Annotated in this window: 11 protein-coding genes; 4 read left to right on the forward strand and 7 right to left on the reverse strand. The window is 57.1% G+C overall.

Annotated features, from left to right (window positions below):
- Positions 1-28: 28 nt before the first annotated feature.
- Entirely contained in the window at positions 29-910 is an 882-nt protein-coding gene (locus tag G6N80_RS20660) for a dihydrodipicolinate synthase family protein (RefSeq protein WP_165136444.1), read from the forward strand.
- 24 nt (positions 911-934) lie between these two features.
- Here the strand turns inward: G6N80_RS20660 and G6N80_RS20665 are convergent, their stop codons facing one another.
- From G6N80_RS20665 to G6N80_RS20675, 3 genes are all read right to left on the reverse strand, one after another.
- Entirely contained in the window at positions 935-1,948 is a 1,014-nt protein-coding gene (locus tag G6N80_RS20665) for a zinc-binding alcohol dehydrogenase family protein (RefSeq protein WP_165136447.1), read from the reverse strand.
- Between the two features lie 123 nt (positions 1,949-2,071).
- The gene (gene ndk, locus G6N80_RS20670; protein ID WP_062552712.1) at positions 2,072-2,494 is read right to left on the reverse strand and encodes a nucleoside-diphosphate kinase; all 423 of its coding nucleotides are present in this window, start codon (positions 2,492-2,494) and stop codon (positions 2,072-2,074) included.
- A 122-nt stretch (positions 2,495-2,616) separates the two neighbouring features.
- Positions 2,617-3,300, reverse strand: a complete 684-nt coding sequence (locus G6N80_RS20675; protein ID WP_165136450.1) for a glutathione S-transferase family protein — start codon at positions 3,298-3,300, stop codon at positions 2,617-2,619.
- 183 nt (positions 3,301-3,483) lie between these two features.
- Between G6N80_RS20675 and G6N80_RS20680 the strand changes: the two genes are divergently transcribed.
- The 3 genes from G6N80_RS20680 (at position 3,484) to G6N80_RS20690 (ending at position 9,930) form a co-directional block, all read left to right on the forward strand.
- Positions 3,484-5,370: an ABC-F family ATP-binding cassette domain-containing protein gene (locus tag G6N80_RS20680; RefSeq protein WP_165136453.1), complete on the forward strand. Its 1,887-nt coding sequence runs from the start codon at positions 3,484-3,486 to the stop codon at positions 5,368-5,370.
- 408 nt (positions 5,371-5,778) lie between these two features.
- Positions 5,779-7,731, forward strand: a complete 1,953-nt coding sequence (locus G6N80_RS20685; RefSeq protein WP_082547007.1) for a HAMP domain-containing methyl-accepting chemotaxis protein — start codon at positions 5,779-5,781, stop codon at positions 7,729-7,731.
- Between the two features lie 132 nt (positions 7,732-7,863).
- Positions 7,864-9,930: a prolyl oligopeptidase family serine peptidase gene (locus G6N80_RS20690; protein WP_165136456.1), complete on the forward strand. Its 2,067-nt coding sequence runs from the start codon at positions 7,864-7,866 to the stop codon at positions 9,928-9,930.
- 17 nt (positions 9,931-9,947) lie between these two features.
- On the opposite strand, the gene G6N80_RS20695 is transcribed toward G6N80_RS20690, so the two are convergent.
- The 4 genes from G6N80_RS20695 to G6N80_RS20710 form a co-directional block, all read right to left on the reverse strand.
- Positions 9,948-10,865 (reverse strand): hypothetical protein, encoded by a 918-nt coding sequence (locus G6N80_RS20695; protein WP_165136459.1) that lies wholly within the window; start codon positions 10,863-10,865, stop codon positions 9,948-9,950.
- A gap of 157 nt (positions 10,866-11,022) precedes the next feature.
- Positions 11,023-11,616, reverse strand: a complete 594-nt coding sequence (locus G6N80_RS20700; RefSeq protein ID WP_165136462.1) for a nitroreductase family protein — start codon at positions 11,614-11,616, stop codon at positions 11,023-11,025.
- 101 nt (positions 11,617-11,717) lie between these two features.
- A complete protein-coding gene (locus G6N80_RS20705; protein ID WP_165136465.1) occupies positions 11,718-12,167 on the reverse strand; it encodes a DNA polymerase III subunit chi in 450 nt (149 codons plus the stop codon).
- Positions 12,168-12,175: 8 nt separating this feature from the next.
- Positions 12,176-13,663, reverse strand: a complete 1,488-nt coding sequence (locus G6N80_RS20710) for a leucyl aminopeptidase (protein ID WP_165136468.1) — start codon at positions 13,661-13,663, stop codon at positions 12,176-12,178.
- Positions 13,664-13,679 lie beyond the last annotated feature (16 nt).

A 13,679-nucleotide genomic window follows, 5' to 3' on the forward strand; every position in this document is an offset into this window, starting at 1 on the left:
CATAGATGAAGGGGAGCGATGCATCACAATGTTTGAAGGTTTGTCCGCATTTCCGACTACGCCGACCAATGCAGACGGAGAAGTCGATGCCGTTGCATTGGCCCGAGTTCTGGACCGACTGGCGGAGGCGAAGGTAGGGTCCATTGGATTGCTCGGCAGCACCGGTGCCTATGCCTACCTTTCACGCGAAGAAAGACGCCGTGCGGTTGAGGCTGCAAAGGAAAGCATTGGCGAGCGCGTTCCGCTGCTTGTGGGCGTAGGAGCTTTGCGGACGGATCACGCACAGCAATTGGCACGAGATGCGGAGGCGGCGGGAGCCGATGCGCTTTTGCTGGCACCGGTCTCCTACGCGCCCCTCACACAGGAAGAGGTTTATCAGCATTTTGTTTCTGTATCGAATGCGACCGGCCTGCCGATCGTGATCTACAACAACCCGACGACGACCAGATTCCAGTTCAGCCTCGACCTCATCCAGAAGCTGGCGATAATTCCCAACATCGCAGCGATCAAGATGCCGCTGCCGGGTGAGACCGCTTTCGCGGACGAAATCAGAAGCTTGCGCGCCCTTGCTCCATCCGGCTTCAGCATCGGCTACAGCGGAGACTGGGGTGCGGCCGATGGCCTGCTGGCCGGTGCTGAAGCGTGGTATAGCGTTGTGGCGGGCCTGCTCCCCCAACCTGCGCTGGCATTGACGCAGGCGGCTATCGCAGGAGACCGAGCCGAGGCAGAACGGCTGAATGCTATGTTCGAACCTCTGTGGTCGCTGTTCAAGGAATTTGGCAGCTTTCGCGTCATGTATGCGATCGGCTCGCTGCTCGGTCTGTTTGAAGCCGAACCTCCTCGCCCTGTCCTGCCCGTTCCCGCGAGCGCCAGACCTCGCATAGAGGCGGCGCTGGACGAGTTGCGCTGAGAAAGACCGGGAGCGACAGCCCGCTTAAAAGCCCTCAAGCACCAGCTTGCCCCGCGCTTTTCCGCTTTCAAGAACCGCATGCGCTGCTTTGAGGTTTTCCGCATTGATCGGACGGATGACCTCGGTCAGCGTCGTCCGGATTTTGCCTGCGTCCACCATGGCTGCGACTTCGTTGAGCAGTTTGCCCTGCTCGTCCATGTCGGCGGTCTCGTTCATCGAGCGTGTAAACATGAATTCCCAATGGACGGAGGCCGACTTTCGCTTGAAGGGCATTATATCCATCACGGCAGGATCATCGATAAGCCCCACGCGGCCCTGTGGGGCAAGCAGGTCCGCTATATCTGCGACGTGCAATTGCGTTTCGGTGGTGGAAAAGACAAAAGCCGGTTGGCCGATATCGAGCTCCGCGACTTGCGGTGCAATCGGATGGCTGTGGTCGATGACGTGGTGGGCTCCAAGCTCTTTTACCCAGGCTTGGGTTTCCGGACGTGATGCCGTTGCAATGACTGTCAGATCCGTCATTGCCCTCAGGAGTTGGATCGCAATAGAGCCGACACCGCCCGCGCCACCAATGATCAGTGCGCAATGCGCAGCACCTGGCACCGGCGTACTGACCTTGAGCCGGTCGAAAAGCATTTCCCACGCCGTAATGGCTGTCAGCGGCAGGGCAGCTGCCTCCGCATAGGAAAGCGTGGAGGGCTTTCGTCCCACGATACGTTTATCGACCAGATGAAATTCGCTATTGGCACCCTGACGATCCAATGCCCCTGCATAGTAGACTTGGTCGCCCACCACAAAGTCCTGGACGCCTTCACCTATGGCCACCACCTCGCCAGCAGCATCCCAACCGAGAACCTTCCATTGGCCGTCTTCAGCGGAGGCCCGGCGGCGAACCTTTGTATCGACAGGATTGACAGAAACGGCCTTTACCTTGACGAGCAGGTCACGGCCACTGGCGGCGGGCGTGTCTAGCTCGACATCCATCAGGGCATCTGCTCGATCCAGCGAACCCGCAGTTTGATACGCAATAGCCTTCATCTCGATTTCCTTTTTCAATCATATCAGCGAGGATATAAGGGCGCGAGACGGAAAGAAAACCACGTAAAAAGCCGCCCGAGATGTTTCCCGGACGGCTTGAGAATTGGCTTTCGGATCGATTGATCAGCCGACGATTTCGGTTTCAGCGAACCAGTAAGCAATTTCCTGAGCGGCTGTTTCCGGAGCGTCAGAGCCGTGAACCGAGTTCTCACCGATGGAGAGAGCAAAGGTCTTGCGGATGGTGCCTTCAGCAGCCTGAGCCGGGTTGGTTGCACCCATGATTTCGCGGTTCTTGAGGATCGCGTTTTCGCCTTCCAGAACCTGAACGACCGTCGGGCCGGAGGTCATGCCTTCAACGAGTTCGCCGAAGAAAGGACGTTCCTTGTGAACAGCGTAGAAGCCTTCAGCTTCGCGCTTGCTCATCCAGACGCGCTTGGAAGCAATGACGCGAAGGCCATTTTCTTCGAAAACCTTGGTGATAGCGCCCGTCAGGTTACGCTTGGTTGCGTCCGGCTTGATCATGGAGAAGGTGCGTTCAATCGCCATTGCCTGAAATTCCTCAGTTGTAGGGATAAGTGGGCGGTGTTTAGCCGCCCCGAATCGCGAAAACAAGGGGGTTCCGGCAATTTCACGCAGCCGTCATACGTCAGAGCTGAGAAGATTGAGCTTCAGGCGACCGCCCTGCCCTTTGCGCCATGCAGGTCCAGGCACCGCTCGAACCATTCAGCGACCGAATGATCCCTCGAGATTGCAAGCGAGCCGGTCGTGATCCGCAACCACTGGAGCGCACCAAACAGGATATAGTCCGCAAACAGAGGTGTTTCTCCGCCCAGATACGGCTGGAACTTCAACATATGCCGCATCGGCTCCAGTTGCGCAGTGAGATCGGTTATCGCCTGCGGACGACCGGCTTCGAACTCCTCCAGCTTGCGACCCAACCTCTCTTCACGGCTGGTGCGGAAATAGGTCTGGTCTTTCTCGTCCAGCATGTCGTGGATATCCTTGATCGCAATGCGCGAAAGCACCGGATGGACCAGCATCTGCGAGTAACCTTCTACGAAGCGTGCCAGTGCCTTGCCACCCTCGCCGCCAAACAGCGTCGGACGGTTGGGATAGGTATCTTCAAGATAAACTGCAATATCGAAGCTGTCGCGGATCAGGAGATCACCGTCGCGCAGAACCGGCACGGTTTTGGAGAACCCGTTTTCCAGCTTGGGAACTTCAGTGAACGGCACCGGCCGCTCGACATATTCAAGCCCCTTATGCTCCAGAGCCATGACGATCTTCCAGCAGTGCGGCGAGAAAGGCCTGCTCACATCGCGACCGCAGAGCGAGTAGAGAATTCTGGTCATGGCATTGGTCCCCTCATCTGGTTGGTGCGGCATTCAAGCGCCTGGCGCACCGTCCTGCAAATCATCATTTTTGATCGGTCTCATCTGCAAAGATAATCGAAGCCTCAGCCAAACGTTCCTTCGCCTGCACCTGATCCACTCATTCTCTTGCCAACCCCTGATTCTTCGGCCAAAACCGCGGCCATGATTACGATTACCGATCTTTCCGCACGCGTCGCAGGCCGCCTTCTTCTCGATCACGCCAGCGTCAGCCTTCCCACCGGCACGAAAGCCGGCCTTGTCGGGCGCAATGGCGCGGGCAAGTCCACGCTCTTTCGCGTCATCACCGGCGAGATGGCCTCCGAAAGCGGCTCTGTATCTCTCCCAAAGAATGCGCGGATCGGTCAGGTCGCACAGGAGGCCCCCGGCACCGAGGATCCTTTGATTGAAATCGTTCTGGCAGCCGACAAGGAACGGACGGCTCTTCTGAAGGAAGCGGAAGCTGCGACGGACCCGAACCGGATAGCTGAAATCCAGATGCGCCTCGTCGACATCGATGCGCATTCTGCGGAAGCTCGCGCGGCCAGCATTCTGGCGGGTCTCGGTTTCGACGCCGAAGCACAGGCGCGTCCGGCCTCATCATTTTCCGGCGGATGGCGCATGCGCGTGGCCCTGGCAGCGGTGCTCTTCTCGCAGCCGGATCTCTTGCTGCTGGACGAGCCCACGAACTATCTCGATCTCGAAGGCACGCTCTGGCTTGAAGATTACGTACGGCGCTATCCGCATACGGTCGTCATCATCAGCCACGACCGCGATCTTCTGAACAACGCCGTGAACGCCATTGTCCACCTCGACCAGAAGAAGCTGACCTTCTATCGCGGCGGCTACGACAGCTTCGAGCGACAGAAAGCGGAAAACGACGAACTACAGATGAAGGCCAAGGCGAAAAATGACGCCGCCCGCAAGCATCTGCAAAGCTTCATCGACCGTTTCCGGGCGAAGGCCACGAAGGCGCGTCAGGCCCAGAGCCGCATCAAGGCACTGGAGCGCATGGGCACTGTCGCGGCGGTCATCGAGGATCACGTTCAGCCGATCACGTTTCCGGAGCCTGAGAAGCAACCGTCTTCGCCCATTGTCGCGATCGACAAGGGTGTCGTGGGTTATGAGCCAGACAAGCCGATTCTGAAGGGCATCAATCTGCGCATCGACAACGATGATCGCATTGCCCTTCTCGGGTCGAACGGTAACGGCAAGTCCACTTTCGCGAAGTTTATTTCCGGAAGACTGGAAGCGCAGTCCGGCAACCTGCGGGTCGCCCCGAACCTGAAGATCGGGTTCTTCGCGCAGCACCAGTTGGACGATCTGATACCGGAACAATCGCCTGCCGATCATGTACGCAGGCTGATGCCGGATCAGCCCGAAGCGAAGGTTCGCGCCCGCGTGGCCCAGATGGGCTTGGCAACAGAGAAGATGGACACTGCCGCCAAGGATCTGTCTGGCGGAGAAAAGGCTCGCCTGCTCATGGGGCTTGCCGCGTTTCACGCTCCAAACCTTCTCATTCTCGACGAGCCGACGAACCATCTGGATATCGATAGCCGCAGGGCGCTCATCGAAGCGCTGAATGATTACAACGGCGCTGTGATCCTCATCTCACACGATCGCCATCTGATCGAGGCCACGGTGGATCGCTTGTGGCTTGTGAACGGGGGAACGGTCGCGCCCTTCGACGGCGATCTGGAAGACTATCGCTCCATCGTTGTTGCTTCATCACGCAAGAAGGACGAGAAACTTTCGACGGGTGTTGACGATAGTGTCTCCAAGTCCGATCAGCGCAAAGCAAACGCAGAAAAGCGCGCATCCCTCGCTCCGCTCAAGAAGCGCATCAACGAAGCGGAAGCACTGACTGCGAAGCTTGAAAAGCTGATCCAGGCTCTGGACGTTGAACTGGCAGATCCCAAGCTTTACGAGAAATCACCCGCCAAGGCGGCGGAGAAAGCAAAGCAGCGAAGTGATGCTGCTGCAAAACTTGCTGAAACAGAAGAACTCTGGCTCGAACTTTCTTCTCAGTACGAAGAAGCTCTGTCTTCATGACGCTTTGGCGGATTGATTAAATATGACTACAGATCTGCTTCACGTTCCTTGCGTGGGGCATCGATTATTGCCAGAACACTGCGATTGCGTTTTTTAGGTGTGTAGAAATCCTATTGCAGCTTTAGGAATATCTTAAAGCTTGGAACACATCATGGTTTAGAAAGCTGCGCAGAATGCACGGAAAGGTATTGCCTCGTGCAGGGTGCGCACTGTGCGCTCAAAGCGCATTTCGATAACATTTGATCATTGGCGTGTGCCCCTGGTGCGCGCAGCATTCAGCGTGCCTGCACAGCATCGCGCGATGCGTCTGTGCGTCTTGCGTCGAGCGAATGAACGCTCGCCCGGTTGTTTCGTGCGTAATCTCCATGATGGAGCGGACCGCTTTCCCTGATTGAACTGGACACATACATGCTTCGGACAATCTCGCTGAAAACGTCGTTGACCTCCGCCTTTGCGCTGCTTCTTTGCCTGCTGCTTCTGCAAGGCGGCTTCGCACTTTCGACCATGCGAAACATCTTCGGGAATGTTGATGGGCTTGCCCACGATGCGGTTCCAAGCGTCGACATTACGAACAGGTTGAATATCTCCATCGCAAATCTGCGCGGTCTGCAGACACGCCACATCCTGACAACCGATCCGCAGGCGATGAAGGATGCTGACGCTGCCTTGACGAAGGAAGTGAAGAAGCTGAAGGACCGGATGGCGACCTATGCGCCCATGATCTCGCTTGATGTCGAACGCAAGGCTTTCGCCGGGTTTACCGCTGCTGCCGACGAATATCTCAAGCTTAACGACAGACTCGTCAGCCTCTCGCGCGCCGGCGACAAGCAAGCCGCAGCATCGCTGCTTACGGGCGACATGGTGAAAAGCTACGAGTTGATGGACAACTATGCCGACGAGTTTCGCGATGCCAATGTCGACGAAGCCAAACGGATGTATGCGGAAAGTGCCACCCAGTTCAATAAATCCCTCATTTCGAACGGGCTTGTCCTCCTGGTTGGTATGATCGCTGGTATCGGAGCCACCATTTTCGTGTCGCGGGAAGTATCCCGCCCTATCGACCGGATCACAAAGCTGATGCGCAAGCTGGCCAATGCGGAGTTCAAGGTCGAGATCCCCTACCTCGACCGGAAAAACGAGATCGGCGACATGGCCAAGGCTGTTCAGGTGTTCAAGGAGAATGGTATCCGGGTTCAGCAGATTGCCGAGCAGGAAGCCGCTTTCGGCGAAAAATGCGACGAACTTCGCCAGGATATCGGCCATATGGTTCAGGCGGCGATCGAGGGAGATTTCTCTCGCCGTATGACCATCACCTATCATTTCAAGGAGCTCAATGCGTTCGCTTCTGGAATGAACGAACTGGTGGGCAACATTGAAGCAGGTCTCTCTGAAACCCGCAGAGTGATGAGCGCGCTTGCAACCGGTGACCTGACCGAGAGCATGCAGGGCAAGTTCAGCGGGGCCTTCTTCGAATTGCAGCAGAACGTGAATTCCACAATGGACACGCTGCGCGCCATCGTTTCCGAGGTTCGCTATTCCATTGACCAGATCAATTCCGGCTCCGGCGAATTGCGCTATGCGTCCGACGATCTGGCGAAGCGCACAGAACAGCAGGCCGCAGCCCTTGAAGAAACTTCGTCCGCGCTGGAAGTCATTACATCGGCTCTTCGTCAGTCGACGCAGCGTGCTGGTGATGCCGCCAAGAAAGTCGATCACGCTCGCGTCAGCACGGAGAATTCAAGTGTCGTCGTGGGTGATGCCATTGCCGCGATGGAGCGAATCGAGGCCGCTTCCGGGCAGATCGGACAGATCATCAATGTTATCGACGAGATTGCATTCCAGACCAATCTCCTCGCTCTGAACGCGGGCGTCGAGGCGGCACGCGCGGGCGAAGCGGGCAAGGGCTTTGCGGTTGTTGCGCAGGAAGTGCGCGAACTTGCCCAGCGTTCCGCCAATGCGGCCAAGGATATCAAGGCGCTCATCACCAAGTCGGGCGAGGAAGTGGGTGCCGGAGTTCGTCTCGTGACAGCGACGGGTCAGGCTCTATCCCAGATCCGAACGCATGTGGAAAGCATCAACGAGGAAGTTCATTCCATCGCCAGCTCTTCCAACGAGCAATCGAGCAGCCTGATGGAGATCAACCAGGCGCTTGGCCAGATGGACCAGGTAACCCAGCGCAATGCGGCGATGGTGGAGGAAACGACCGCCAGCACCAACAAGCTGGCGGACGATGCCTACCACCTCTCCAATCTGATTGCGCGGTTCAAGCTGGAGCGAGCTGGCCACGGCTCGCAACAGGGGTTCGCGAACAGCAACTCCCGGTCGGGCAGCGTTCCAATGGTTGCCGCCGGTAGAGGCTGATTTCAAAATGACCAACTGACCGGGCGCATTTCGGCGTCCGGTCGGTCTTTTGGACGGAAGATCAATTCGCAACGGGATTCACTTTGTCTTGCGATGCTCTATGGTCCTGCCTGTGATTTGCAGGAGTTGACCATGGAAAAGCCCGTCGCAGAGGATCTCTTTCTGGAGCAGGACACGGATCCTGAAACCCTTGCCTTCGTGGAGGCCCGCAATGATGCCTCAGCCAGCGTACTGACAACGCCGCACATGGAAGAGACCGCCAAGGCAATCCAGGCCTTGATGGAGCGCGAAGACCGACTCATCATCCCAAGCCGGCGCGGCAATTGGTATTTCGATTTTCACCGCACTGCTACCAATCCGCTCGGTCTGTGGCGTCGCCTGCCCGCAGATCTGGAGCCATCGCCGGACGCGCCTTGGGAAACCGTATTCGATGTCGACGCCTTCTGCGAGCTCGAAGGCAAGCGCTGGATTTTCGGCGGTGCAATCACCTGCCCTCTCCGGCCGACACGAGTTCTCCTCCGCCTTTCCGACGGCGGTTCCGACCTTTCGAGGCTGCTGGAATTCGATACGGAAACCAGAGCCATCGTCGAAGGCGGCTTCGACACGCCAGCTGTCCGCTCCCATGCCAGCTGGCTGAATGCCGACGAGATCTGCTATTTCGGCTCGATCGATGAGGACTCGGCCACCCAATCCGGATGGCCGCGCGTTGGACGCAGGCTGACCCGCGGAACCCGGCCCGAAGATGCGCCACCGCTCTATGCGGGCGAGAAGGCTGACGTCAGTGCCTATGCATTCGTTCTGCATCCGGAGTTCAACATGACTGGCCAAGCTGAGACCCGGTCGATCCATGTTTTTGTTGCCAACCATCAGATCGGAAAATCCAGCGTTCACGTCGGCCCCTCTCCTGCCGACCTGAAACGCCTGCCTCTGCCGGTTGACATGGATTTCGACATCAATCGCGGTTTCTTGGTCTGGCTTGCGAAAAGCGATGAGCAACTGGCGATCGGAACCTTGGCCTTGCAGAAGCTCACGCCTTTCTCGAGCGAGCCCCTGGATCAGAACCGGCGTATTCTGTTCGAGCCAAAGCCAGGCAGCGCGATCAGCCAGTTTGCACTACTGAGGGACTGGATAGTCTATGTTATCGAAGACCGGCTCCAGCCGTCTCTTTTCGTGCTCGATCTGACCGATGCGAATGCACAGCCGATCAGGATCGATTTGCCGGATGGATTCGAAGCCGTATCATTCTCATCGCAATACTCCGATCTTCATCTGGGAACTGACCGTGTATGGGTCACCGGGCGAGGCTTTCTCACGCCCCCCACCTGCTTCGAGTTGGATCTTTCGGATCACTCTTCACTGCCTATCCTGAAGAATGGCCGCTCGGCTCCAGCCTATTTTGATGCGGAGGGCATGCAGTCTCTCCTTCTGGAAGCGACTTCCGAAGATGGCACGCAGGTTCCCTATCATCTGGTCTTGCCGAAAACCTGGGAAGACGGCGAGCTTCCGGTACTCATTTACGGGTATGGTGGGTTCAGCGTACCCCTTTCCGCCGGCTACTCCGGCGTAACCGGTGGTTGGCTTCAACAGGGCGGTGCCTACGTGCAAGCCTATATCCGTGGCGGAAGCGAGCTCGGCCCTGACTGGCACACCGTTGCCAAGCGCGAGGGCAGACACAAGGCCTTCGAGGACTTTGTGGCCATCGCGCGAGATCTCGTAAAGCGCGGTTATTCGAAACCAGCGCGCATTGCCTGCACCGGCGGCAGCAATGGCGGCCTGCTGACAGGTGTCATGTTGACGCGCTATCCTGATGATTTCGGCGCTGTGTGGTGCCGTGTCCCGGTCCTCGACATGATGCGCTTTCACGAGTTCCCGGCAGGACGGGCATGGATGGATGAATATGGCGATCCTGACAAGCCGGAGGATAGAGCCTTCCTGCTCGACTATTCTCCGCTCCAGAATGTGCAGCCTGCTGCCGTCAAACGCTACCCGCCGATCTATATCGAAAGCTCGAGCAATGACGACCGCGTTCACCCTTCCCATGCTCGACGCGTTGCAAAGCGTCTGGAAGAGGCCGGACATCAGCCTCTGTTCCATGAATATGGTTCAGGCGGGCACGGTGGTGCCGGAAATTCCGCCGAAATGGCTCGACGTACCGCCATGGGCTACAGCTTCCTCCGACAGACGATCATGAAGCCGTGAAGGCAACCGTAAGTCAGCTATTTCAAGCATTCCTCAAGGCGTTTTTGACCGCCCCACTTGAGGAATGCAGCTTGCGTCGCCTTCACCATCGCCGCCTCTTGATTTGCCTCATACTTGACCCGGGGGATGCTTGAGCCAAAGAAAACCCAAATCACACCAGAGTCCATTTGGCCTGCAAAACGATTGGCGCGAGTTATGTTATCTGTGATCGGCAAGCCCGCCAAAGCTCTAGCGAGCGCTGGAGTACCCTCGCCTATACGTGGGCCGGCATCGCCTACAACAAATGGAACAGGAATCTTTGTGTCTGTTCGAATGGCAACTCCGAAGGATCCCATCAGGACACCATGCTTAGTCAGGACCTTACTAGATGGGATCACTGCCGCAGGTACTCTTAAGGGATGCACGTAGCGTTGCTGCGCCGCGACGTCTTTAATGGTTTCGTCTGCCAGTTTTGTTGGCGATACATAAAAACCACTACCGTCAGCTTGCTCGACAGGAACAACTCCCTTTACAAGCTTGCTGTTGATGGTAACCGCATCAACCCCTAAAATGCCGTACCAACGAACCACACCGACCGATGGATCTTTCCATTTCGAAGATCCAATCTTAGCTACATCCTGCATAAATTTGCCGGTGCATGTGCGATTATCGATGGAGCCGTGATATTTATCACCGGTAGGCAGGTTAACTTCACCCGCATTACAAAGATGAATAAGGGCTCCTGCCGCGGCGTTTAGAGGATGATATGCTTTAGCGTAGCCATCGATGTTAATATGCAGCTTGGACGTACCAAGGATCGTATCGTCGTCTAAAACAATAGCGGAGTTGAGACCTTTTATACCCCCTATTGGTTCACCCCTGCATCCTGGGGAAGCGTGTACTTGAATAGGTGCCAATACTAAAGCTAGCACAATCTGTAGAAATAATGGCTTCATCCCACTCTCCCAAAAGCTGAGAGCAGGCTATCGCAAAAATAGAAATTTTCAACCAGATTCTAAGCGTATCTACTTGAGTACATCGAGGGCAGCCATCTTGAAGTAATTGCGCCGCAATCAGGCACCCTCAATGTTACTCTATTCCCTATGAGGAAGTTCAGCTCTTGAAGCCGCCATGGAAGGCAATCTGGCCCACCGGATGACGCGGGCTTGGCACTTCACGCGCCTGCAATGCCTCGGGCAGCAGAGACGCATCGCCCTGCTTGCCGATAGCGACCGATGCGTGCAGCACATGATTTTCGGGCAGATTGACAGCCTTTGCCATCGCGTCCTTGTCGAAGCCAGCCATGGCATGCGCGGCAAAACCGGAGATATGCGCCTGCAGCGCGAGATAGCCCCAGGCGGCGCCGGCATCAAACGTGTGGCTGCCGTTATCGACAGCTTCGGTCTTGCCCGGAGGTACCATCTTCGTTTCGCTGGCGACGATCACGAGAGCCGATGCAGTCTTTGCCCAGGTCTGGTTGAACGGCAGCAGAGCGCCGAGAATTGCATCCCATGCAGCATCGCCGCGCAGGGTGTAGATGAAACGCCAAGGCTGCGCGTTGAAGGCAGAGGGCGCCCAGCGTGCTGCTTCCAGAATGGTCTGAAGGTCATTTTCACTGATTGTTGCCTCGGTAAATGCACGGGGCGACCAGCGGGCTGGAAAAATGTCTGAAACAGGATGATCGGCCTTGCGGGTATTTGTCGTCATTAAGCGGCTCCAACTAGGATTACCAAAAACTCCCGCCCATCAGCTAGCAATACCTTTCGCATCGCACAAGCGAGGGAGAGTTGCTTTCCGGACGAATTAACTCAGGCTTTTTTGACCCAACGGCCTTCCGGAGATTGCTGCCAATAGGTCAGAGCATGGCCTTGAGCCTTCAGGCTCTTCCACTGCTCTCGCGCCCCCTCCAGTTGGGCATTGTCGTAGCCATCGAACATGAAGACCACGCGCTCATAGGGCGCAAGTTCAGGAGGCTGCGCTCCATCCACGATGAAGCGCACGCTTGCTGCGTTGGCGTTGGCCAAACTCTCCGTTAACAGAACAGGCTGATCGCGCTCAAACGCATCCCCATCCGCGCCATGGGGCAGGAAACTGTCCTCTCGAAACGTCCAGAGGTGCTGATCCAGCATGTCCACACGATCCCTGCCGACCGTCTGGACGATGACACGCCATCCCCGCTCCACGCTCTTTTCCAGGAGGGCCGGAAGGGCATCCTCCAGCTTGGATTCGGTCAGATGATAGAAAAGCACCTCTGTCATGCGATAGGTCAGCCTTCGTAACGATCCCGGATCAACTGATCGAGCAGGCGGACGCCATAACCGGAACCCCAGGACTGATTGATCTCGGTCGAGGGAGATGCCATGGCCGTACCTGCAACATCAAGATGCGCCCAGGGAGTTTCTCCAACGAAGCGCTTGAGGAACTGGGCGGCGGTGATTGAGCCGCCATAGCGGCCACCGGTGTTTTTCATATCGGCGAACTTGGAATCGATCAGCTTGTCGTATTCCTTGCCGAGCGGCATGCGCCAGACCTTTTCACCGGTCTTCTCTCCAGCGGCAAGAAGTCCTTCGGACAAGGGATCGTCATTGGAGAACAGGCCTGCGTGGAGATTGCCGAGTGCGACGACAATAGCCCCAGTCAGGGTCGCAAGGTTTACCATGAATCTCGGCTTGAAGCGGTCGTTGCAGTACCAAAGAGCATCTGCAAGAACGAGGCGCCCCTCGGCATCGGTATTGATGATTTCGATGGTCTGGCCCGACATGGATGTGACAATGTCGCCGGGGCGCTGGGCCTTGCCATCGGGCATGTTTTCCACCAGCCCCAGAATACCGACCGCATTAACCTTTGCCTTGCGAGCCGCCAGTGTATGCATCAGGCCGATGACCGCCGCCGCGCCGCCCATATCGCCTTTCATGTCTTCCATGTTGGCAGCTGGCTTGATGGATATGCCGCCCGTATCGAAGACCACTCCCTTGCCGACAAAGGCCAGCGGCTTGTCTGAGGCCTTGCCGCCCTTCCACTGCATGACCGCCAGTCGCGGCGGCCGCTCCGAACCCTGGGCCACGCCCAGCAGCGCACCCATTCCGAGCGCCCTCATCTCGGTTTCAGTCAGAATTTCGACCTCGACACCAAGTGTGACCAGTGCCTTCGCATGATCGGCGAACTCTATGGGACCAAGGACATTCGGCGGAAGGTTGACGAGTTCGCGCGCCAGATTGACGCCACCCGCTACCGCTTGCACGTCGCCAAGCAATGCGGCGGCTTCATCCGACACTGCGCTGATGATGGTGACGGAGACGGTCTTCACGTCGCCTTCTTCATCATCGCCCTTCTTGGTTTTGAACCGGTCGAAGGAATAGGCGCGAAGCAGCATTCCAAGCGCAACGTCCGCGACCTGACGGGGCGTTGGAACCGTGCCCGGCGCATCAAGATAGACCGCGACTGTCTCGGCTTTTTTGATGAGACTCGCCGCCTTGCCTCCCGCACGCAGCCAATCGTGATCGCTCAGAGCCTGCGTCTTGCCAAGGCCAATCACAGAGACGCGATCGAAGGGTGATTGATGCGGAGCAATCAAATCCAGCACCGTCATCGATTTTCCATGAAACTTCGCTACACCCGCAGCCCTTTCGAGGATCTCCGCAGGATCGGCTTCACTTGCCCCTGAAGGCTGCTTCTCATCCGAGGCCTGGAACAGGATTGCAAGATCGGCCCGCTCCGTGCGGGAGGCAAAACGGATATCGAGTTTGGAAGACATGTCTTCTCCGTAGACT

The organism is Rhizobium rhizoryzae (genome assembly GCF_011046895.1).
In the GTDB taxonomy this organism is placed as follows: Bacteria; Pseudomonadota; Alphaproteobacteria; order Rhizobiales; family Rhizobiaceae; genus Neorhizobium; species Neorhizobium rhizoryzae.

What these genes read in the sequence shown, in the direction of transcription:
- G6N80_RS20660 (WP_165136444.1), top strand. Translation starts at nt 29, where the DNA reads ATGTTTGAAGGTTTGTCCGCATTTCCGACTACGCCGACCAATGCAGAC.
- G6N80_RS20665 (WP_165136447.1), bottom strand. Translation starts at nt 1,948, where the DNA reads ATGAAGGCTATTGCGTATCAAACTGCGGGTTCGCTGGATCGAGCAGAT.
- ndk (WP_062552712.1), bottom strand. Translation starts at nt 2,494, where the DNA reads ATGGCGATTGAACGCACCTTCTCCATGATCAAGCCGGACGCAACCAAG.
- G6N80_RS20675 (WP_165136450.1), bottom strand. Translation starts at nt 3,300, where the DNA reads ATGACCAGAATTCTCTACTCGCTCTGCGGTCGCGATGTGAGCAGGCCT.
- G6N80_RS20680 (WP_165136453.1), top strand. Translation starts at nt 3,484, where the DNA reads ATGATTACGATTACCGATCTTTCCGCACGCGTCGCAGGCCGCCTTCTT.
- G6N80_RS20685 (WP_082547007.1), top strand. Translation starts at nt 5,779, where the DNA reads ATGCTTCGGACAATCTCGCTGAAAACGTCGTTGACCTCCGCCTTTGCG.
- G6N80_RS20690 (WP_165136456.1), top strand. Translation starts at nt 7,864, where the DNA reads ATGGAAAAGCCCGTCGCAGAGGATCTCTTTCTGGAGCAGGACACGGAT.
- G6N80_RS20695 (WP_165136459.1), bottom strand. Translation starts at nt 10,865, where the DNA reads ATGAAGCCATTATTTCTACAGATTGTGCTAGCTTTAGTATTGGCACCT.
- G6N80_RS20700 (WP_165136462.1), bottom strand. Translation starts at nt 11,616, where the DNA reads ATGACGACAAATACCCGCAAGGCCGATCATCCTGTTTCAGACATTTTT.
- G6N80_RS20705 (WP_165136465.1), bottom strand. Translation starts at nt 12,167, where the DNA reads ATGACAGAGGTGCTTTTCTATCATCTGACCGAATCCAAGCTGGAGGAT.
- G6N80_RS20710 (WP_165136468.1), bottom strand. Translation starts at nt 13,663, where the DNA reads ATGTCTTCCAAACTCGATATCCGTTTTGCCTCCCGCACGGAGCGGGCC.